Source organism: Pseudoflavonifractor sp. HNCC25GI2 (genome assembly GCF_058136395.1).
Window position 1 is genome coordinate 240,268 of record NZ_JBYUOW010000002.1, and the last position, 20,192, is coordinate 260,459.

Annotated in this window: 17 protein-coding genes and 1 riboswitch; of the genes, 7 read left to right on the forward strand and 10 right to left on the reverse strand. The window is 64.0% G+C overall.

The window, feature by feature from the left end; translation table 11 throughout:
• Window positions 1-43: 43 nt before the first annotated feature.
• The 3 genes from AC3YUO_RS03655 to AC3YUO_RS03665 all read left to right on the forward strand — a co-directional run bounded on the left by AC3YUO_RS03655 (window position 44) and on the right by AC3YUO_RS03665 (window position 1,731).
• Window positions 44-262 carry a DUF1653 domain-containing protein gene (locus AC3YUO_RS03655; protein ID WP_199648674.1) on the forward strand — a complete coding sequence of 73 codons (219 nt, stop codon included), beginning with the start codon at window positions 44-46 and terminating at the stop codon, window positions 260-262.
• A complete protein-coding gene (locus tag AC3YUO_RS03660; RefSeq protein WP_489961696.1) occupies window positions 259-591 on the forward strand; it encodes an arsenate reductase family protein in 333 nt (110 codons plus the stop codon). Before AC3YUO_RS03655 ends, AC3YUO_RS03660 begins: the two co-directional genes overlap by 4 nt.
• 150 nt (window positions 592-741) lie before the next feature.
• Window positions 742-1,731, forward strand: coding sequence for a helix-turn-helix transcriptional regulator (locus tag AC3YUO_RS03665; RefSeq protein ID WP_489961697.1), 990 nt, complete (start codon window positions 742-744; stop codon window positions 1,729-1,731).
• On the opposite strand, the gene AC3YUO_RS03670 is transcribed toward AC3YUO_RS03665, so the two are convergent.
• The 5 genes from AC3YUO_RS03670 to AC3YUO_RS03690 form a co-directional block, all read right to left on the reverse strand.
• Window positions 1,692-2,120 carry a hypothetical protein gene (locus tag AC3YUO_RS03670; RefSeq protein WP_489961698.1) on the reverse strand — a complete coding sequence of 143 codons (429 nt, stop codon included), beginning with the start codon at window positions 2,118-2,120 and terminating at the stop codon, window positions 1,692-1,694. The two genes, AC3YUO_RS03665 and AC3YUO_RS03670, sit on opposite strands and share 40 nt — an antisense overlap.
• 72 nt (window positions 2,121-2,192) lie before the next feature.
• On the reverse strand, window positions 2,193-5,444 hold the full coding sequence (locus AC3YUO_RS03675) for an S-layer homology domain-containing protein (RefSeq protein ID WP_489961699.1): 3,252 nt from the start codon (window positions 5,442-5,444) through the stop codon (window positions 2,193-2,195).
• A 287-nt stretch (window positions 5,445-5,731) separates the two neighbouring features.
• A complete protein-coding gene (locus AC3YUO_RS03680) occupies window positions 5,732-6,559 on the reverse strand; it encodes an HAD family hydrolase (RefSeq protein WP_489961700.1) in 828 nt (275 codons plus the stop codon).
• Window positions 6,560-6,571: 12 nt separating this feature from the next.
• On the reverse strand, window positions 6,572-8,179 hold the full coding sequence (locus tag AC3YUO_RS03685) for a peptide chain release factor 3 (RefSeq protein ID WP_489961701.1): 1,608 nt from the start codon (window positions 8,177-8,179) through the stop codon (window positions 6,572-6,574).
• 144 nt (window positions 8,180-8,323) lie between these two features.
• Window positions 8,324-9,577, reverse strand: coding sequence for a CapA family protein (locus AC3YUO_RS03690; protein WP_489961702.1), 1,254 nt, complete (start codon window positions 9,575-9,577; stop codon window positions 8,324-8,326).
• Between the two features lie 185 nt (window positions 9,578-9,762).
• A riboswitch (cobalamin riboswitch) is annotated at window positions 9,763-9,983 on the forward strand.
• Between the two features lie 100 nt (window positions 9,984-10,083).
• Between AC3YUO_RS03690 and AC3YUO_RS03695 the strand changes: the two genes are divergently transcribed.
• From AC3YUO_RS03695 to AC3YUO_RS03710, 4 genes are read left to right on the forward strand one after another with little or no spacing between them, the layout of a single operon-like run.
• Window positions 10,084-11,079, forward strand: coding sequence for a prenyltransferase/squalene oxidase repeat-containing protein (locus tag AC3YUO_RS03695; protein WP_489961703.1), 996 nt, complete (start codon window positions 10,084-10,086; stop codon window positions 11,077-11,079).
• Window positions 11,080-11,102: 23 nt separating this feature from the next.
• A complete protein-coding gene (locus AC3YUO_RS03700) occupies window positions 11,103-11,936 on the forward strand; it encodes a DUF4430 domain-containing protein (protein ID WP_489961704.1) in 834 nt (277 codons plus the stop codon).
• A 3-nt stretch (window positions 11,937-11,939) separates the two neighbouring features.
• Window positions 11,940-12,797, forward strand: a complete 858-nt coding sequence (locus AC3YUO_RS03705) for an energy-coupling factor transporter transmembrane component T (RefSeq protein WP_489961705.1) — start codon at window positions 11,940-11,942, stop codon at window positions 12,795-12,797.
• Window positions 12,779-15,403 carry an ATP-binding cassette domain-containing protein gene (locus AC3YUO_RS03710; protein WP_489961706.1) on the forward strand — a complete coding sequence of 875 codons (2,625 nt, stop codon included), beginning with the start codon at window positions 12,779-12,781 and terminating at the stop codon, window positions 15,401-15,403. The genes AC3YUO_RS03705 and AC3YUO_RS03710 overlap by 19 nt, the downstream gene beginning before the upstream one ends.
• A 78-nt stretch (window positions 15,404-15,481) precedes the next feature.
• Here the strand turns inward: AC3YUO_RS03710 and gdhA are convergent, their stop codons facing one another.
• From gdhA to AC3YUO_RS03735, 5 genes are all read right to left on the reverse strand, one after another.
• On the reverse strand, window positions 15,482-16,834 hold the full coding sequence (gene gdhA / locus AC3YUO_RS03715) for an NADP-specific glutamate dehydrogenase (protein WP_489961707.1): 1,353 nt from the start codon (window positions 16,832-16,834) through the stop codon (window positions 15,482-15,484).
• A gap of 274 nt (window positions 16,835-17,108) precedes the next feature.
• Complete coding sequence (locus AC3YUO_RS03720) at window positions 17,109-17,993, reverse strand: GNAT family N-acetyltransferase (protein WP_489961708.1); 885 nt, start codon at window positions 17,991-17,993, stop codon at window positions 17,109-17,111.
• A 57-nt stretch (window positions 17,994-18,050) separates the two neighbouring features.
• Window positions 18,051-18,263 (reverse strand): PspC domain-containing protein, encoded by a 213-nt coding sequence (locus AC3YUO_RS03725; protein ID WP_489961709.1) that lies wholly within the window; start codon window positions 18,261-18,263, stop codon window positions 18,051-18,053.
• Between the two features lie 133 nt (window positions 18,264-18,396).
• A complete protein-coding gene (locus AC3YUO_RS03730; RefSeq protein ID WP_489961710.1) occupies window positions 18,397-18,993 on the reverse strand; it encodes a hypothetical protein in 597 nt (198 codons plus the stop codon).
• Window positions 18,990-20,171: a DEAD/DEAH box helicase gene (locus tag AC3YUO_RS03735; RefSeq protein ID WP_489961711.1), complete on the reverse strand. Its 1,182-nt coding sequence runs from the start codon at window positions 20,169-20,171 to the stop codon at window positions 18,990-18,992. The genes AC3YUO_RS03730 and AC3YUO_RS03735 overlap by 4 nt, the downstream gene beginning before the upstream one ends.
• Between the last annotated feature and the right edge of the window lie 21 nt (window positions 20,172-20,192).

Sequence of the window (20,192 nt, forward strand, 5' to 3'; positions counted from 1 at the left end):
ATGCTATACTTTTCCCCAGAAATCAGGACAGGAGGCGGCGCATATGGACATCCGGCCCGGCCGGTACCGCCATTTTAAAGGCGGCGAATACGAGGTGCTGGGGGTGGCCTCCCACTCGGAGACCCAGGAGCCCATGGTGGTATACCGGGCGCTCTATGGGGAGCGGGGGCTGTGGGTGCGCCCCGCCGCCATGTGGAATGAGTGGGTGGAGCGGGACGGCTACGCCGGGCCCCGGTTTACCTTTGTGGAGGACCAGACATGAACATTCAGATTTTCGGCAAGAGCAAGTGCTTCGACACCAAGAAGGCGGAGCGTTGGTTCAAGGAGCGGCGGGTGAAGTTCCAGAGCGTGGACGTGCGCAAGTACGGCATGAGCCGCGGGGAGCTGGCCAGCGTGAAGAACGCCGTGGGGCTGGAGGCTATGGTGGACCCGGGCCATCCGGACGCGGTGCTGCTGAGCTACCTGGCCTCCAACGAGGCCAAGCTGGACAAGCTCTTTGAGGACCCCACCCTCCTCCGCACCCCCATCGTGCGCAACGGGAAGCAGGCCACCGTGGGCTACTGCCCCCAGGCGTGGGAAAGCTGGTCATAAGGAAACAGGCGGAGCCGCTTTTTTCAGCGGCTCCGCCTTGTTTTTTTGCCGTCCCGGTGGTATTCTTTGGGAAAGTCCGGTTTATGGGACACACTTTCCGGTAGGCTTTTCTTATTCCCGGCATCCTTTTGTTGTTGAGGAGGAGAAAACATGGCAAAAAGCGCCTTTCAGAAGACCAAGCTGCTCCATCTGGCCCAGCTGCTGCTGCATGAGACTGACGAGGACCACCCCATCACCGTGGCCCGGATGATTGAGGAGCTGGGCCGCTATGACATCAAGGCCGAGCGCAAGAGCATCTACGACGACCTGGAGGCCCTGCGCTCCTTCGGGCTGGACGTGCAGTGCCGGAAGGGGAAGTCACCGGGTTGGTTCATCGGGGAACGGGAATTTGAACTGCCCGAGGTAAAGCTCCTCATGGACGCGGTGCAGTCCTCCCGCTTTCTCACCCAGAAGAAGAGCGACGCCCTCATCCGCAAGCTGGAGCGGCTGGCCAGCGTCCACCAGGCCCGGCAGCTCCAACGGCAGGTGTACGTCAGCGGCCGCATCAAGGTGATGAACGAGAGCATCTATTATAATGTGGACAAGCTCCACACCGCCATCGCCGGGCAGAAGGCCATCACCTTTAAATACTTTGACTACGACATCCGCCGCCAGAAGGTCTTCCACCGGGAGGGACGGCGGTACACCGTCTCGCCCTACGGCCTCATCTGGAACAACGAGAACTACTACCTGGTGGCTTTCGACCACCTGAATCAGGAGATGCGCCACTACCGGGCGGACAAGATGTGTGAGATTGTGGTCACCAATCTGGACCGCCAGGGCCGGGAGCGCTACCCCGACTTCCAAATCGCCCAGTACGGCCAGAAGCACTTCGGCATGTACTCCGGCCGTGAGGTGACGGTCACTCTCCGGGGAAAAAACTCCATGGCCGGGGTGGTGTGGGACCGGTTCGGCCAGGAGGTCATTCTGGTCCCCGACGGGGAGGAGCACTTCACCGTCACCCTGCCGGTGGTCATGAGCCCCCAGTTTTTCGGCTGGCTCTTCGGCCTGGACGGCGGTCTGGTGCTCACCGGTCCCCGGCAGGCAGTGGAGGCCTACCGTCAGAAGCTGTCCGCCGCCGCCGCGGAGCTCTCCACCTGATTCTCCCCCGTCCCCCGCTCCTGGACGCACACCAGATCGTAAAGCCGCAGCAGTGCCGCCGCCAGCACCAGGAAGGCGGCCCCGAAATTCAGGTTGGCGGAGCACTCCGCTCGTCCCCCGGTCCCCCGGGTACTCTGCCATGTCTCCAGGCTGAGGCCGAAAAAATATGTAAGTGCCCCCACCACAATGGCGCTGGCGGGCAGGCGCAGGGGAAATACGTCGGGAAATTCCCCCTCCTCCCCGGCCAGATAGCGGCACAGGGCCTGCCTCTGGAGGGCGGTGGCCTTCCAGGAGAGAAACAGGGAGAACAGCATGAGGGCCAGAAAGACCAGGGACCCGTCCACGTCCTCCAGCTGCTTTTGAAGCTCTTCCCGCTCCGATTGTTCCATAAAAACGCACCCCCTCGGTTCAGTTTATCCCGAGAGGGTGCGTTTTGTGCGTCAATTTAGGTATTTAAGGTCTCAAGCCAGGGTGGCCAGCTCCACAAAGCGGGTGAGCATGGCGGCCACCTCGGCCCGGGTGGTGTTGGCCCGGGGATTCAGGTTGCCCAGGTTGTCTCCGGACAAAATGCCGTTGGCGCAGGCCCACTCCATGGCCTCCTCCGCCCAGGGGGAGACCTTGTCTCCGTCCCCAAAGCCGGACAGGGAGCCGCTCCCCGAGGCGATGCCCATCTGTTGTGCGCTGCGGTAGAGCATCAGAGCCAGATCCTCCCGGGCAATGGGGGCGTCAGGGGCGAAGGAATTGCCATCCACGCCGCCAGTGATGCCCTGCTCCACCGCCCAGCTGGCGGCCTGGGCGTACCAGGCATTGGAGGGCACATCCTGGAAGGTGTGGCTCTGGCCGGCGGCCGGGTTGCCCTCCAGCTTGTGGAGCACCGTGACCACCATGGCCCGGGTCATGGACAGGTTGGGGGCAAAGCGGCTGCTGTCCACGCCGGAGAACAGGTCCCGGCTGGTGACAAAGCCCACCTGAGGGGCAAACCAGTCGCTGGTCTTCACATCGCTGTGGGTCTGGGTGTTGTCCACCAGCTCAATGCGGGCGGAGCGGTCCAGACGGACGGTCAGTCCATCCTTTGTGAGGACAGACTTGGGCAGCACCTGACGGGTGCCGTCCTCCTTCACCAGCACGGCCACGGTGCCGGCCTTGGGGGTGCAGGGGATGTTCAGAGAGGCCTGCTTCACGCCCTGGGGCAGGGTGACCACGGCGCTCACCGCCCCGGTGGAGGTGGTGGTCACCACCGCGCTGGCTCCGGTCTTTTCATCGGTGACGTTGGTAATCACATCTTCGCCCGGCTCAACGGGAGGAACCTCTCCGCCGCCGGCACCTCCACCGCCGCCAGCGCCTCCACCGGCTCCACCGCCGCCGGCACCGCCTCCGCCTCCGGCGGGGGGATCCACGGGCTCCTTATCCGCGGTGGGCACCTGGAGAATGGCGTTCCAGGCGTCCCGGCGGGCCTGCTGGACCGCCTCGGCCGAGGCGGCGGTACGGATGTCGGCCTGGCCCTTCTCCAGGGCGCTGGCCAGAGCAGCCTGGCCCTTGGCGGAGTAGTCCTGCAGATTCAGGGTCTCATACTCCTGCTGGAGGGTCTGGGCGGCGCTGCGCTTGTGCCCCGCCAGCTCGTGGCGGCTGGACAGGTCGGAGCGCACACTGGCGGACATGTAATCGGTCAATGTTCTGTCCAGTCCATCATAGGAGGCCAGGGCGCTCTGATAGGCGTCCAGGTCCTCGGCGCGGACCTGGCTCATGGGCCGCTGGCTGAGGCCCTCCTCCAGGTCCTCCAGCCACTGGGCCGCCTGGCCCAGAGTCATGAGCTTCTCCACCTGGGGCTGGATCTGGGCGGACGCCGCTCCCAGCACCAGGTTCTGGTCCTCTTCTCCCTCCAGGGGGCAGTACTGGGCCAGGTTGCCCTGCCCGGCCCCCTCCAGGGCTTGCTGGGCCAGGCTGTGGGCCTGGGCGGCGTTCGATTGGGTCAGCTTGCCGCCGGAAAGATAGGCCAGGGCTTCGCTGTGGGCGCTCTCCCAGCTGTCCACCACGTGGTCAATCCGCTCCTGAGCGGTGGGAACGGCCTTCATGGCCGCAACGCCCTTGTCCAGGGCGGTCTGCATAGCGGGTTTCTCCTGGGCAGCCTTGATGTTGTCCACCGCCTTTGTATAGGCGGCAGAGAGAGAATCCCAGTCCTCCCCGGTGTAGGGCAGGGTACCCTCCGTGGCCGAGGCCAGCTCCTGGAACGCCTCCTCCAGCTGGGTCAGATAGGGCTTCTGAATCTCACTGAGGGGCTGACGCCACACGGCGTACAGGGTGACGGTGTCGGTGCCGTCGGTGAGGTTGAGCACCTGGGCCTCGTTGGGATAGCGCACCGGGCCGTCGGGCTCCAGAGCCCAGCCGGCAAACTCCATGCCGGTCTTTTTGTAGGCGTTGGCGGTGAGCTTGACGGCGGTGCCGTAGGTAGCGGAAAAGGTGTCCATCGTGCCGCTGGTTGCCCCGTTGCCGTCCAGCTGAATGGTGTAGGAGTTGGGTGTCCAGCGGGCGTAGAGGGTTACCCGGTCGCCGTCGGTCTTGGCTCCGGCCAGATTGGATACCTGCTGTTTGTCGGTGAGGGGATTATAGTCCTCCCAGCTCAGCTGGCTCCACTTCTCAAAGGTGTAGCCCCGGCGCTGGAACTTGTTTTCCGTCAGATTGAAGGTCTCTCCCCACTGGGCGGAAATGGGGTCCATGGAGCCCGTGCCGCCGTTGGGAGAAAAGTAAATGGTATACTGATTGGGAACGCGGCGGCTATACAGGGTCTGGCCCTCGGCCTTCAGCTCCTTGGGGGCAGGAGTCTGGTACTCCTCATCCAGGAACCACTCCGCCCGGTCGTGGCCCTCAATGGGGTCCTGCTCCTCGTAGTCGTCCAGATAGACGGTCAGCTGGGGGGAGTTGGGCAGCTTGATGGTCTCCACCATGTTGTTCCGGGCCACAAAGCCGCCCCCCTCCAGCTTCAGGTTGCCGCTCATGTCCAGGGTGGTCAGCTTATTGTGATCAATGTGGAGAAAGTTCAGCTCGGACAAATGGGTCACGTCAATGGAGGTCAGCTGGTTGGCGAAGGTTTCAATAAACTCCAGGGCGGTGTTGTCCGTCAGATCCAGCGTCTTAAGAAGATTGTTCCGGCAGTAGAGGGAGCGCAGGCTGGTGCAGCCGGAGAGGTCCAGCTCGGTCAGCAGGTTCATCTCGCAGTTGAGGGCAACCAGGTCCCCATGGCCCGAAACATCCAGACTGGTCAGCCGATTGTAGGCACAGTAGAGGGAAATCAGTTTGGGATTTTTGCTCACATCCAGCTTGGTCAGCAGGTTGTCGGTGCAGTACAGCCGGGTCAGGTTGGGGTTTTGGGTGAGATCCAGCTCCGTCAGCTTGTTCTGAGAGCAGTTCAGCGTCTCCAGATTGGGGAAGGCGGCCAGGCCCTCCAGGCTGGTCAGCCCCTGGCCGGACAGGTCCAGGGAGGTCACCGCCTGGCGCTCGGCCAGGGTAAGTACGCCATCCGCACCCGCACCGTTCAGGTTGCGGGCGTCCTTCAGCCAGGCGATCAGCTTGGCATCGGAAAAGGCCTGGGTGATTTCCACATCACCGGAAAGAAGCCCGGTATCGCTGCCCCCCAGGGCGGCGGCGGGCAAGGTCAGCTGGCCGGCCAAAATCAGCGCGGCCATGGCGGCGGTCATACGCCTTGCATGCAATTTCATATTTCCTCCCGCTTTTCAATAAAGATAATTATTTGTAACTCATTGTCCGCCTATTATATCGGAGGACCCCTGGACTGTCAATGGAAAAACTGCTGGAAACCCCTCCATTTTTTCCATGTTTATTAGCAGAAAGGTTTAATATTGCAGAAAATCAAAACAAAACGCCCGTTTTTTGAAGATTCACCCATCATTGTTGTAGGATTTTTATCCGGCATTTGTATCATAAAGTGCCATTTTTTGAGGCAGTGGGCAAAAAAACGTCCGCAGACGTGTCTGCGGACGTTTTTTTAAATCAGAAACCACTGGTTGAGTACCTGGGCCACTCCATCCTGCTGGTTGTCCCCGGTGACGAGGTCAGCCGCCGCCTTGGTGGCCGGATCGGCATTGGCCATGGCCACCCCCACGCCGGCGGTTTTCAGCATGGAGATGTCGTTGGTACCGTCTCCAAAGGCGGCCGTCTGGGCCGGATCCAGCCCCAGCACCTCACACAGGGCCAGCAGCCCGTGGCCCTTGGTGGCCCGGGCGTCGTTGAGCTCCAGGTTCTCCGGCATGGAGATGGACAGCACCGCCTCCGGGTACCGCGCCTCCAGCCAGGCCTTCACCCTGGCCCGCTCCTGGAGGTCCGGGAAATAGAACTGCATCTTCTGGATGTCGCTGCCCGCGGCCCGGACCGTCGCCCGAAAGTCCTCGCAGCGGTGGCGGGTCAGGCGCACCAGGCGGATGGACTCCGGGTCCCGGATGTAGTGCTCCAGGTTGTCCAGATAGCGCCCATCCATATACCCGTCGTCGTTCTGGAAGCAGTCCACCGTAGCGTCGATGGACCCCATATCGTCAAAAATGCGCTCGGCCGTGGCCAGAGGGATCTCCGCCCGGTAGAGGACCTTGTCCTCCTTCCGGTCATAGACCTTGGCCCCATTCATCAAAATGAAGTACCGCAGAAAGGGCAGCTCCCGCACCATCTCCGGAATCCCCCGGTAGATGCGCCCGGTGGCGATGACGATCTCCGCCCCCGCCCGGGCCGCCCGTTCCAGGGCCGCCCGGTTGCCCGGAGAGAGAGTCTTCTCATGGGTGAGCAGGGTGCCGTCCAGGTCGGTCAAAATAAGCTTCGGCTTCATGCCCTCACATCCTTAAAACTTGGCGCCGCCAAACTCCGCCAGCTGCAGACCCTTGTTCCGGTCCTGCACCCACTGGATGGACCACTGGGAGGCGAACAGCAGCAGCTGATTGCCCTTGTAGTCCTCCACCAGCTTGGCGTCGTTGGGCAGGAGCAGGTCCTCCTCCTTGAGGGCGGGGGCGTCCTCGTCCTCCTTCACAATCCAACGCAGGTACTCGTAGGGCAGGCCCTCCTTGTAGAGCTCCACGTTGTACTCGCTGCGCAGCCGGTACTCCAGCACGTCAAACTGCAGGGTACCCACCACGCCCACAATGACCTCCTCCATACCGGTGTAGGGGGTCTTGAAGATCTGGATGGCGCCCTCCTGGGCAATCTGCTCCACGCCCTTCAAAAACTGCTTGCGCTTCATGGTGTCGATGGAGCGGATGCGCTCAAAGTGCTCGGGAGCAAAGGTGGGAATGGGGTCAAACTTGAACTTCTTGCTGGGGGAGCACAGGGTGTCACCGATGGAGAAGATGCCCGGGTCAAAGACACCGATGATATCGCCGGCGTAGGCCTCCTCGATGATCTCCCGCTCCGCGGCCATCAGCTGCTGGGGCCGGGAGAGGCGGATCTTCTTGCCGCCCTGGACGTGGTAGACCTCCCGGTCCGCCTCAAACTTGCCGGAGACCACCCGCATGAAGGCGATGCGGTCCCGGTGGGCCTTGTTCATGTTGGCCTGGATTTTAAAGACGAAGGCGGAGAAGTCGTCGTCAAAGGAGTCGATGATCTCGTCTCCCGCCTTCCGGGGCAGGGGGGCGGTGGTCATGCGGAGAAACTCCTCCAGGAAGGGCTCCACGCCGAAGTTGGTGAGGGCGGAGCCGAAGAACACGGGGGACAGCTTGCCGTGGCGCACCCGCTCCAGGTCGAAGTCGCAGCTGGCGCCGTCCAGCAGCTCAATCTCGTCCACCAACTGGTCCCGCTTGCTCTGTCCGATAAGGTCAGCCAGGGCGGGGTCGTCGGGCTCAATGACGGTGGCGGTGGCCGCCCGGGCGTTGGTGTTGGAGGTGAAGTGGATGACCTTCCGGTTCTGCCGGTCGTAGACGCCCTTGAACTCCTTGCCGCAGCCGATGGGCCAGTTCATGGCATAGGTGTCGATGCCCAGCTCCTTCTCCAGCTCCTCGCACAGCTCAAAGGGGTCCCGGGCCTCCCGATCCATCTTGTTGATGAAGGTGAAGATAGGGATGTCCCGCATGGCGCACACCTTGAACAGCTTCCGAGTCTGGGCCTCCACGCCCTTGGCGGCGTCGATGACCATGACGGCGGAGTCGGCCGCCATGAGGGTGCGGTAGGTATCCTCAGAGAAGTCCTGGTGGCCGGGGGTGTCCAGAATGTTGATGCAGAAGCCCTCGTACTGGAACTGCATCACCGAGGAGGTTACCGAGATGCCGCGCTGCTTCTCAATCTCCATCCAGTCGGAGGTGGCGGCCCGGGTGTTCTTCTTGCCCTTGACCTGGCCGGCCTGGGCGATGGCTCCGCCGTAGAGCAGGAACTTTTCCGTCAGGGTGGTCTTACCTGCGTCCGGGTGGGAGATGATGGCAAAGGTTCTCCGGCGCTTGATTTCCGATTCGTACTGTGACAAAAGGGTCCACTCCCTTACAAAAATTCTGATTAAGCAAATTATTTTACCACAAAAGCGCCTGCTCCCGCAAGGGGAGGGGGCGTTTTTTCCAAAAAAGGACGGCGGAGGACAGGGCGTTTCTGTCCTCCGCCGGGCGGTTTCCGTTTATGCGGCCAGGTCTCCCTCCGCGCCCAGAATCTTGTGGGCGTGATCCAGGGCCTCCTGAAGCTTTCCGTAGGCGGCCTTGTCCACCAGGGTGCTGGTGCCCGCCTCATACTCCTCCATGGCCTGGTGGATGTTCAGCAGGAAGCGCTTCTCCCCCACAGGGGCGCTGTCCCGGTGAATCATGTAGTAGGGCACATAGCCCACCTTGGTGACAGAAGTGGTCCCGTCGGGGGCCTTGGTGAGCTCCAGGTCCAGGATGGCGGTGGTCATGGTGGCGGGGGCGGGGTCATACTGGTTGGAGATGAAGTTGCCCAGGGAGTAGCACACAAAGCCCTCCCGCTCCTGTCCGTCCCAGCCGGTGACCGAAATGGTCTCGTAGGGCTGGAGCACGTGAGGGTGACCCCCCAGCACCAGGTCGGCCCCCTGCTCCACCAGGAACTTGGCCAGCTCCGTCTGGTGGCTGTTGGGAGAATTCTGGTACTCAATGCCCCAGTGGATCATCACGGCGATGAGGTCGGTGTCCAGGCCACGGGCGTACTCCAGGTCGGACTTCAGCCGGTCGTAGTCCGGGTTTTCCAGGGTGGTATAGTAGTCCAAATTGAAGAGGTTGGCTGCGTACATCTTGTCCGAGTCCAGCTGGAAGCCGTTGAGGCCGTAGGTGTAGGACAAAAAGGCCACCGAGATGCCCCCCACGTCGGCCACATGGATGCCGTGGTTTTCATCCAGCTCCTCCTGGGAGCGCTGGGTACCCACGTGGGCCAGGCCGATTTCATCCAGCACGTCCAGAGTGCGGTTAATCCCGGCAATGCCCTTGTCCCGGCAGTGGTTGTTGGCGGTGGACAGCAGGTCAAAGCCCGCCTCCTTGGCCCCGTACGCCAGGGCGTCAGGGGAATTGAAGGCGGGGAAGCCGGAGTACTCCGGCCCTCCGGCCAGGGTGGTCTCCAGATTGGCCACGGCGTAGTCCGCCTCCTCCAGCTGCTGGGCGGCAAACTGGTACATGTGGCTGTAATCGTACTCCCCCGTCTCCGCCACGTAGGCGTCCTTGGTAATGGGCATGTGGCTCATGATGTCTCCGGCCACCATCAGCCGGGACACCACGGGCTCGGGCTCGGGTTCCGGCTCCGGCTGGGGGTCGGGCTGGGACTGGGCAGCGGAGGACTGGCCCTCGCCGGCGGGAACTTCGCCCCTGGGCACATGGGCACAGCCGGAAATCAGCAGCGCAAAAGCAAGCGCAGCAGCAAGCAATTTTTTCACGGGAATTCTCCATTTCCGTCGGTAAAATTTTCGCCGCCGGGGCGGACCGGACACGGGCCGGGCCGTCGAATGGCGTCGAAGCGGGTCTGACGCCCCCATTATATCTGTACCATGGGAAAAAGTAAAGCCATCCCAGAAGGAAAGGCGGTTGACAAGGGCGGCGGGATCCCGTAATATTTTCCATAGAATTTCACACACGTCCAAGTGTCCCACCGGGCGGGAAAGCCCGGCGGGAAGAATAGGAAACCGGGTGCAAAGCCCGGACGGTACCGCCGCTGTAAGCGGGGGAAAGGCGCGGGCGGCGAAAGCCGGTCATTGGGGAGACCTGAGAAGGCTCCGCGCCCCGGACCGGCTCCGGCCGGACCCTCCCGCAAGTCAGAAGACCTGCTTGGACCCCTGCTCCGCCCCGCCGGGTCGGGGCACCTTGGTACGCGGAAAACGGCCGCGGCGGCAGCTGCCGCCGCGGCCTTGTTTACACTGGAATCCAAAAAGGAGGCCACTTCCCTATGAAACGAACCATCCGTCTCTTTTCCGTTTTGGCTCTGGCCGCCGCCCTCACCCTGGGGACGGCCCTGCCCGCTCTGGGGGCTCAGACGGCCCAAATTGACCAGGCTCTGAGCCGAACCGCCGCCTATGTCTCCGCCGCCGTGCCCAGCCCCCAGGTTTCCTCCATCGGAGGGGAATGGGCGGTGCTGGGTCTGGCCCGCTGCGGCCAGCTCACCCAGAGCCAGCGCGCCGCCTACCTGACAGCCCTGGAGACCACCCTGGAGGAGACCCAGGGTGTGCTGTCCCAGCGGAAGTACTCCGAGTACGCCCGGGTGGTGCTGGCCCTCACCTCCTTGGGGGAAGATCCCAAGAGCGTGGGAGGCTATGACCTCATCACCCCCCTGCTGAACACGGAGATGGTGGAGTGGCAGGGTATCAACGGCCCCATTTTCGCCCTGCTGGCCCTGAACAGCGGGGATTACGCCGGGACGGAGGCGAAGGAGTACTACCTCCAGGCCATTCTGCAGGCCCAGGGGACGGACGGAGGCTGGTCCCTGGCGGGGAGCAAGGGAGACCCGGACGTCACCGCCCAGGCTCTCCAGGCCCTGGCTCCCTATGAAGCCACCAGCCCGGAGGCAGCCCGGGCCATCCAGCGGGGCCTTGCCTGTCTGGAGGCGCTCTTCCGGAACGGCTCCTTTGTCACCTCGGAGAGCTGCTCCCAGGCTCTCATCGCCCACGCCGCTCTGGACCGCACCGCCCCCCAGAGCTTGGTGGAGGAGCTTCTCTCCTACCAGCAGTCCGACGGCAGCTTCGCCCACCTTCCGGGTGGAAAAAGTGACCTGATGGCCAGCGAGCAGGCTCTGTGCGCCCTCACCGCTCTAGCCCGGCAGGAGCGGAACCTCTTCCCCCTCTACGACATGACCGCCGCCGGGACGGAGCAGGCCAATTCCGACTTACTCACCGCCCTGTTCCGGGCCCGTCCCGCCTGCGCCGCGCCCGACCCCCGGGCCGCCTGACCCAGGCTTAGGAGGAGACCACGTTGAAGAAAAAACAGATCATCATCGCCGCGGTGGCCGTGCTCCTTGTGCTGGCCGCCGCCTTCTGGTACGGCGGGGACGCCCCCGGCCTCCAGGGCTGGAGCCTGTCCCAGGATTCCTCCCAGAGCGCCGCCAGCTCGTCCCAGAATTCTTCCGCCGATTCGTCTGACCCTTCCTTCTCCGCGGAGCCGGAGGGGGACAACTCCGCTTCGGACGGCGCATCGGTAGAGGGCAGCACCTCCGGCGAGGGCGACCAGCCCGCTCCTCAGGAGCCTAGCTCCTCCGCCCAGGGGCAGAATGCCCCGGACCAGAGCACGTCCACACCTGACACGTCCTCCAAGCCGGAGGAGACAACGCCCCCCACCGACCCCAAGCCCGAACCGGAGACCCCCTCCTCCAGCCAGAACACTCAGCCGGAGGAGCAGGCCACCACCTGCTCCATCTCCATTGTCTGCTCCACCGTGCTGGACCACCTGGACTGGCTGACCCCGGGCAAGGAGGACATTCTCCCCGCCGGCGGCGTCATGCTGGCGGCCACCGAGGTGGAGCCCCAGGAGGGAGAAACCGTCTTCTCCCTCCTCCAGCGGGTCACCCGGGAAAATGGCATTCCCATGGAGGCCAACTTCACCCCCGGCACCGGCTCTGCCTATGTGGAGGGCATCGGCAACCTCTATGAATTCGACTGCGGCCAGCGCTCGGGCTGGCTCTACTTTGTCAACGGCATCTCCCCGGGGTACAGCTGCTCGGAGTACACCCTGAAGCCCGGGGACCGGGTGGAGTGGATCTACACCTGCGACCTGGGCCAGGACGTGGGCGCTACCGTGGCGGGGGGCTAGGCCATGACCTTTTCCAACTGCCATCCGGCGGTGCCGGCCCTGTGGTTTGCCCTGGTGCTGGCCTTCACCGTCACCACCTTCCATCCCCTGCTGCTGGGAGTGGCACTGCTGACCTGCTGGCTGTGGTGGGGACGGCTGGGGGAGCGGCCCGGGACGGGGCGGCTTCTGCCTCTGCTGGTGCTGGCCGCCCTCTTTAACCCCCTGTTCAGCCACGCGGGGGTGACGGTGCTGGCCTATTTTCCCAACGGCAACCCCCTCACCCTGGAGTCGGTGCTCTTCGGGCTGGGGGCCGCCCTGATGCTGTGGGCCGCCCTGGCCTGTGTGGGCTGTCTGGGCCGGGTGATGACGGCGGACAAGTGGATGTGCCTGCTGGGCCGGGCCGTCCCCATTTTGTCCCTGCTGCTGTCCATGACCCTGGGGGCCATTCCCCGGCTGCGGTCCCGGTTTGCCCAGGTGTCCGCCGCTCAGCGCCGGGTGGGCCACCGGGGGGATACCGGACTGGAGCGGGCCCGGCTGGGCCTTCGGAACCTGGGCGTGGTGCTGGCCTGGTCCATGGAGGACGCCCTGGTGCGCTCTGACTCCATGGAGGGCCGGGGCTACGGTCTGCCCGGCCGCACCAGCTACACCAATTACCGCCTGGAGTCCGGGGACCGGGAGCTGCTGATCTTTCTGGCCTGTACCGGGGGCTACCTGCTGCTCATGGGGCTGCAGGGTGCCCTGTCCTGGCAGTACTACCCCATGGTGAAATGGAGCGGTCTCAGTCTGTGGTCCCTGTCCGCCCTGGTGGACTGGACCCTGTTATGCGCCCTGCCCCTGTATCTGGAGTGGAAGGAGGAACGGAAATGGCACAGCTCCAACTGAATGACCTGACCTTCTTCTACCCCGGGCAGACCGCCCCCGCCCTGGACCAGGTGAACCTCACGGTGGAGCGTGGGGAATTTCTGGTGCTGTGCGGCCCCTCGGGCAGCGGAAAGAGCACCCTCCTGCGGCTTTTGAAGCCCGCCCTCGCCCCCCACGGCCGGGTGGAGGGCGCCCGCCTGTGGGAGGGCCGCCCTCTGGAGGAGCTGGACCGGCGGGAACAGGCCCAGTCCATCGGCTTTGTCCTTCAAAGCCCGGAGGAGCAGATTGTCACCGACAAGGTATGGCATGAGCTGGCCTTCGGCCTGGAGAGTTTGGGCTATTCCCAGACGGCCATCCGGGCCCGGGTGGCGGAGATGGCCGCCTTTTTTGGCCTGGAGGGCTGGTTCCACCGGGACACCGCCTCCCTGTCCGGGGGGCAGAAGCAGCTTTTGAATCTGGCCGCCGTCATGGCCCTGGGACCCCAGGTGCTGCTGCTGGACGAGCCCACCAGCCAGCTGGACCCCATGGGGGCCCAGAGCTTTCTGGACTGTCTGGGGCGGGTGAACCGGGAGCTGGGCACCACGGTGGTGCTGTGCGAGCACCGACTGGAGGAGGCTCTGCCCCTGGCCGGGCGGTGCGGCGTGCTGGACCGGGGGCGGCTTTTGGTGTGCGCCCCGCCCCGGGAGACCGCCGCTTACCTCCGGAATAACAAACATCCCATGGCCTCCGCCATGCCCACCCCGGTGCGGGTGTGGGCGGCCACGGAGGGGGAGGGAGACTGTCCTCTCACCGTGGGGGAGGGCCGGAACTGGCTCTCCGGCTATTCTCAAATCCACCCCTTGACCCCGCCGCCCCCGGCGGAGCCCTTCCCTGAGACGGAGCCCGCCCTGGAGGCCAGGGAGGTGTGGTTCGGCTACCGTCGGGAGGAGCCGGTGCTGCGGGGGCTGTCCCTCCGGGTGCCTGTGGGGTCCCTGTGCGCCCTCATGGGGGGCAACGGGGCGGGCAAGTCCACCCTGCTCCACCTGCTCGCCCGGGGAAACCGGCCTCAGAAGGGGGAGCTGCGGCTGCTGGGCCGGCCTCTGGAGGACTGGAGCGAATCCGACCTCTTTCAGGGCGCCCTGGCCCTGCTGCCCCAGGACCCCAAGGCCCTCTTTGTGGGCCGCACGGTGGAGGAGGACCTGGCGGAGGTGGAGCCCAATAAGGAGCGACGGGCCAATCTGGTCCGCCTGTGCCGCCTGGAGCATCTGCTGAGCCGCCACCCCTACGACCTGTCCGGGGGCGAACAGCAGCGTGCCGCTCTGGCCAAGGTACTCCTCACCCGGCCAAAGGTGCTGCTGCTGGACGAGCCCACCAAAGGCATGGACCAGCCCTTCCGGGAGGAGCTGGCGGAGCTGCTCACCACCCTGCGAAAAACGGGGGTCACCCTTCTGATGGTGAGCCACGACATCGAGTTCTGCGCCCGCTGCGCCACCCACTGCGCCCTCCTCTTTGACGGGGGCATCACCGCCTGGGGCAAGCCCCGGGACTTCTTCGCCCGGAACTCCTTCTATTCCACCGCCGCCTGCCGCATGGCCCGGGACCTGGTCCCCGGGGTCATTACCCCACAGCAGCTCATTGCCGCCTGCGGCGGAACCGAGGCCGCGGTACAAACCTCTGAATCCCCCGGGGAACCGGAACAAGTCCCCCGTTGTACAGCCCAAACGCCTCCCTCCACCGGTCGGCGCTCTCCCATTTCCCAGCGGCTGGGCCTTCTGGCCCTGGTAGTCTGTCTGGCGGCGGGAGTGCTGGCCTGGCGGGGCGTGCCCTGGCTGGCGGGGCTGGCATCGGGGGCCTGGCTGCCCTCCCTGCTGTGGCTGGGTGCGGCCGCTGTGACCCTGTGGCTGCTGGGGCTGGGACGGCGGGCTCTGACCCGGCCAAAGCCTGTCCGGGTCAAAGGCGAGGGCCGGTGGCTCACCGCCCTCTTCCTCCTGGTACTGTGCCCCCTCACCCTGCTGGCGGGCATGTATCTATTGCAGGACCGGAAGTACTACTTTATCTCCCTGCTGGTGCTGCTGGAGGCCCTCATCCCTCTGCTTCTGAAGACGGAGCGTCGTGCGCCCCCTGCCCGGGAGCTGGTGGTGCTGTCGGTGCTCATCGCCCTGGCGGTGGCCGGGCGGGGCGCCCTCTTCATGCTGCCCCAGTTCAAGCCGGTGGTGGCCGTGGTCATTGTGGCCGGGGTGGCGCTGGGCGGACAGGGGGGCTTCCTGGTGGGGGCGGGCGCCATGCTGGTGTCCAACTTCTTCTACGTCCAGGGGGCCTGGACCCCCTGGCAGATGGCCGGGGCCGGGCTAATCGGCCTGCTGGCGGGCTGGCTGGCCCCAATGGTAGGCCGAAATCGGGTGACCCTGTGTCTCTTCGGCTTTGTATCCACCGTGGTGGTGTATGGCGGCCTTCTGAACACCGCCTCCCTGCTTATATTTCAGCCAAACCCCACCTGGGAGATGCTGGTCACCTCCCTGGCCCTGGGCTTTCCCCTGGACCTGGTCCACGGGGCGGCCACCGCCTTCTTCCTGTGGGCGGCGGGACCCGCCCTGCTGGAGAAGCTGGAACGGGTCAAATTAAAATACGGCCTCAACGGACCGGAATAAGGCATAAAACAAGCGGTGCCGCTCTCCTGAGAGAGCGGCACCGCTTTGTTACATTCTAAGGGATTTTTAAGGAGTGGCTTAGAAAATACCCTGAGCCATCATGGCGTCGGCAACCTTCTGGAAGCCCACGATGTTGGCGCCGGCCACCAGGTCATAGCCCAGGCCATAGCGCTCAGCAACCTCAACGGAGGAGTGATAGATGTTCTTCATGATGCCCTGCAGCTTGGCGTCCACTTCCTCGGCGCTCCAGTACAGGCGCTCGGCGTTCTGAGCCATCTCCAGCTCGGACACGGACACGCCGCCGGCGTTGACAGCCTTGGAGGGAGCAACCACCATGTGCTTCTGGCTCTTCAGGAACTCCAGAGCCTCGTTGGTGGTGGGCATGTTGGCAACCTCGATGTAGTACTTCACGCCGGACTCGGCAATCTTCTTGGCCCAATCCAGGTTGACGTCGTTCTGGGTAGCGGCGGGCATGTAGATGTCCACGTCCTTGACGCCCCAGCACTTCTGGCCTTCCACGAACTCGCAGCCGAACTTCTCAGCATAGGGCTTGCAGTGCATGGGATCCTTGGCGCGCATCTCCAGGATGTAGTTGAGCTTCTCCTCGGTGATAACGCCGTCGGGATCGTGGATGTAGCCGTCGGGGCCGGCAAAGTAGGTAACCTTGGCGCCCAGCTCAGCAGCCTTCTTCATGATGCCCCAGCCCACGTTGCCGTAGCCGGAAATGGCGATGCGCTTGCCGCTGATGTCCTCGCCGTCGTGCTTCAGAGCCTCGACCAGGTAGTAGACAGCGCCGTAGCCAGTGGCCTCGGGACGCAGGATGGAACCGCCGGTGCACACAGCCTTGCCGGACAGAGCGCCGAACTCGGCAGCGCCCACCAGACGGCGGTACTGGCCATACATATAGCCGATCTCACGGCCGCCGCAGCCCAGGTCGCCGGCGGGGCAGTCGATGTCCTGGCCGATGTGGCGATACAGCTCGCTGATGAAGGCCTGGCAGAAGCGCATGACCTCGGCGTCGCTCTTGCCGCGAGGATCGAAGTCGGAACCGCCCTTGGCGCCGCCGATGGGCAGGCCAGTCATGGCGTCCTTGAACACCTGCTCAAAGCCCAGGAACTTGATGATTGACAGGTTGACGGAGGGGTCAAAGCGGATGCCGCCCTTGTAGGGGCCGAGGGCCGCGTTGTACTGAACGCGGTAGCCGCGGTTGACATGCCACACGTGGTTGTCGTCCTCCCAGGTCACGCGGAACTCGATGGCGCGCTCGGGCTCGACCATGCGCTCCAGCAGAGCAGCCTTCTCATACTCGGGGTGAGCGTTGATGACGGGCTCCAGAGAGGTCAGAACCTCCTCCACAGTCTGCAGAAACTCGGGCTCGTTGGCGTTCTTCGCTTTGGTGTCGGCCAGGACGCGTTCGATGTACTTGTTCATAATTGCATTCCTCCTAAATAATTCATGCGTGGATGACGGATTTCCTGCATTTATGGGATTTTTTCGGGGTGCAAGGGGAAAAAATGTCGTTTTTTTCCTTCTTTATGTATAGCATACCACAATTTCCGAAAGAGTAAAGCATAATTTTTGTGGAGGTCACCACAACCAAATAGTTGTGGTAAAATAGCTTCATCACTTTACCGTGTTGGTGAGCCACGAAAAAACAGCCCTTCCTACAAAAAAGAAGGGCTGTTTTTGTATAAAATGCAAGTTTTCAGTCAAATGCCAGACCCAGATAGGCGGTGGAGGACCAATCCCAGCTCCGGGACAGCTCCGGATCCAGCCACTTGAGCATGCCGAATTGCCCCTTTGCCCGGTTGGCGGCGCACTCATCGGGCGTCCGGGGACCGCGGACCAGCCAGCGCTGGGCGGGGGCCACCCGCCCGAGGTCGGAGAGGGCCAGCCGGCAGGCCTCCGGGCTGCCCAGATACTCCTTGAGCACCACCAGGCCATCCCCCGCCTCCTCGGCGCACAGGCACACCGGACCGGCGGCGGTGTTCCCCACGAACAGGCCTCCTGTTCCCAGGGCACAGCACCCGGCCTGATACCGGAGGGCGTCCTCGGGGAAGGCGATGTGGGGCAGGTCCGCCAGCAGCGTCTCCCGCACTCTGCCGTACTCCGCCGGCTCGGCCTTCTGAAGGACGGGTTCCCTGGCCGGGGGCAGCTCCTCCGGGGTGAGGGCCAGCTCCACATGGCGGAAGCACTCCCCGAAGCCGTTGGCCCCGAAGAAGTTGTGCAGGGAGGGCTGGGCGGGGACGGTGGTCACCGCTGGGATGCCCAGGGAGCGGAAGTAGTCGTCCGCCCAGGCCAGCAGCCGCCCGGACAGACCGCGGCTGCGCCAGTCGGGGTGGGTGGCCACGGCGTAGAGGTAGGCGGCCCGGTACTCGCCCCGGCCGGGCACCACAAATTGGGTGTCAAACCAGGCGGTCATGGCCCGCACAGCCCCCTCTGCCTCCAGCACCAGCACCCGATCCGGGCGGTAATAGGTGGCAAAAAAGTTGTCCACATAGGCCCCGTCGTCGCCGAAGGCCAGGTACCAAAGCTCCCGCAGGGCAGGGATGTCCTCCGCGCGGGAGAGGCGAATGAGTTCTGTCTCCATATTGGTTCCTCCAAACGAAAATGCGCCCCCGCAGTGGGCGGGGGCGCGGATAGGTTCTCAGTAGCCGGGATAGACGTCGCTCTTCTTGGGAACGATGAAGGCGCAGGCCACATAGATCCAGAAGGCGGCGGAGAAGGTAAAGAAGATACCCACCAGCCACAGGATCCGCACCAGAGAGGGATCTACATCAAAGTACTCCGCGATGCCGCCGCACACGCCGGCCAGCATCTTGTAGGGGCCCTCCGTCCGATAAAGCCGTTTTCCGTTCATATCCAATCTCCTTTCCGGGATGCCACGTCCCGCCCAGGGGGCAGATGCGGCACGTCCCACTTCAGGGGTTTCTCTTCTCTTTCAGGATACGCGAACGGGATTGAAAAATCCATAGGGGAAACATTAAAAATCCTTAAAATTTCCCTTTCCTCCGCCGCAGCAGCCACAGCCGCCGTGCCAGCAGGGCAGCGGAGATGGTAAAAAACACCTCCAGCGCACTGGTGACCATGCCCCCGGCGGCAAAGAGGACGCCGGAGAAAAAGACGATGCCGCCCCAGTCCCGCAGATGATACCTCCAGCCCTCCAGCTCCTCCCGGCGGCAGGCCAGGCACACCGCCAGCAGCGCCAGCATCAGCAGCACGCAGGCCAGGGCGGCCAGCAGCACATGGAGCTTGGCAAAGCGCGGAAAGTTATCCGGCAGGTAGGGCACCAGCAGGGCTCCGGCCAGACACAGGCAGGCGGTGCTCCCCAGCGTCCGAACGACAATCCGGCCCCTCCGCTGGGGCAGGGTGCGGGCCAGGGCCAGCAGGATGGTGAAAAAGTAGGCGGCCGCCAGAATTCCCCACAGCACAAAGCCCCGGTAGGCGTCCTTGCCCGCCACAGCCAGGACGGAGAAATTGGTGCGGAACCAGGCCATACTGCCCGCAAAGAGCAGGGTGTAGGCGGGAATGAGAAAGCAGGCCGTGAGATCCACCAGCAGCCGGGGCCAGTCCGTTTTCCGCCCTCTCAACTCCGCTCCACCTTGGCCACCAAGTCGCCCTTCTCATTGAAGCGGACGGCACGGATGTCGTTGCCGGTGTTCTTCTTAATCTCATCCAGCCGCAGGCCCTCGGGCACCGAGGACACCAGGGAGAAGGCCACGCCGTGGCGCTTGGCCCGTCCGGTACGGCCGATGCGGTGGATGTAATACTCGTTTTCGTCGGGCACGTCGTAGTTGAAGACGGCGTCCACGTCGTCAATGTCCAGGCCACGGGCGGCCACATCGGTGGCCACCAGCACCCGGATCTGGCCGTCCCGGAACTTCTTCAGGGTCTTCTCCCGGGCGGACTGCTGGATGTCCCCGTGGATGGCCTGGCAGGAGATGCCCCGCATGGACAGAAGGCCCGCGAGCCGGTCGGTCATGTTCTTGGTGTTGCAGAAGGCAATCACCCGCTCATAGCCCCCCATGGCCAGCAGCCGGGCCATGGTGTCCGCCTTCTCGCCCCGGTCCACCTCCAGGCGGTACTGGGCGATGTCGGGCTTGTTCTCCTGGTCGGCGGGGACGGTGATCTCCACCGGCTGACGCTGGTACACCCAGGAGATGTCCAGCACCTCCCGGGAGATGGTGGCGGAAAAGAGGCCCAGGTTGCGCCGCTTGGGCATCTTGTCCAGAATGTGGGTCACGTCCCGGACAAAGCCCATGTCCAGCATCCGGTCGGCCTCATCCAGCACCACGGTCTGCACCTTGTCCAGCCGCACGGTGCGCCGCTTCATGTGGTCCATCAGCCGCCCGGGGGTGGCCACCACAATCTGGGGGTCCTTCTTCAGCTGGGTGATCTGCTTGTCAATGGGCTGTCCGCCGTAGAGGCACACCACCCGCACGCCCTCCTTGAAGGCGCACAGGTCCCGCAGCTCGTCCTGGATCTGGATGGCCAGCTCCCGGGTGGGGGCCAGCACCAGGGCCTGGATGTCCCCGTTCTCCGGGTCAATGTGCTCCACCATGGGGATGCCGAAGGCAAAGGTCTTGCCCGTGCCGGTGGGGGCCTTGGCAATGACGTCCTTCCAGTCCATAAAGTAGGGGATGGCCCCGGTCTGGATGGGGGTGGCCTCCACATAGCCCTTCTTCTCAATGGCCCGCATCAGCTCGGGGGACAGGCCCAGCTGGTTGTAACGGGCGTGCTCGTTTACCGTCTGTCCGTTGATTTCCATGGATTCATCGTTCCTTCCTCT

What these genes read in the sequence shown, in the direction of transcription:
- AC3YUO_RS03675 (WP_489961699.1), bottom strand. Translation starts at nt 5,444, where the DNA reads ATGAAATTGCATGCAAGGCGTATGACCGCCGCCATGGCCGCGCTGATT.
- AC3YUO_RS03660 (WP_489961696.1), top strand. Translation starts at nt 259, where the DNA reads ATGAACATTCAGATTTTCGGCAAGAGCAAGTGCTTCGACACCAAGAAG.
- AC3YUO_RS03680 (WP_489961700.1), bottom strand. Translation starts at nt 6,559, where the DNA reads ATGAAGCCGAAGCTTATTTTGACCGACCTGGACGGCACCCTGCTCACC.
- AC3YUO_RS03705 (WP_489961705.1), top strand. Translation starts at nt 11,940, where the DNA reads ATGACCTTTTCCAACTGCCATCCGGCGGTGCCGGCCCTGTGGTTTGCC.
- AC3YUO_RS03695 (WP_489961703.1), top strand. Translation starts at nt 10,084, where the DNA reads ATGAAACGAACCATCCGTCTCTTTTCCGTTTTGGCTCTGGCCGCCGCC.
- AC3YUO_RS03725 (WP_489961709.1), bottom strand. Translation starts at nt 18,263, where the DNA reads ATGAACGGAAAACGGCTTTATCGGACGGAGGGCCCCTACAAGATGCTG.
- AC3YUO_RS03710 (WP_489961706.1), top strand. Translation starts at nt 12,779, where the DNA reads ATGGCACAGCTCCAACTGAATGACCTGACCTTCTTCTACCCCGGGCAG.
- AC3YUO_RS03735 (WP_489961711.1), bottom strand. Translation starts at nt 20,171, where the DNA reads ATGGAAATCAACGGACAGACGGTAAACGAGCACGCCCGTTACAACCAG.
- AC3YUO_RS03670 (WP_489961698.1), bottom strand. Translation starts at nt 2,120, where the DNA reads ATGGAACAATCGGAGCGGGAAGAGCTTCAAAAGCAGCTGGAGGACGTG.
- AC3YUO_RS03655 (WP_199648674.1), top strand. Translation starts at nt 44, where the DNA reads ATGGACATCCGGCCCGGCCGGTACCGCCATTTTAAAGGCGGCGAATAC.
- AC3YUO_RS03665 (WP_489961697.1), top strand. Translation starts at nt 742, where the DNA reads ATGGCAAAAAGCGCCTTTCAGAAGACCAAGCTGCTCCATCTGGCCCAG.
- AC3YUO_RS03720 (WP_489961708.1), bottom strand. Translation starts at nt 17,993, where the DNA reads ATGGAGACAGAACTCATTCGCCTCTCCCGCGCGGAGGACATCCCTGCC.
- gdhA (WP_489961707.1), bottom strand. Translation starts at nt 16,834, where the DNA reads ATGAACAAGTACATCGAACGCGTCCTGGCCGACACCAAAGCGAAGAAC.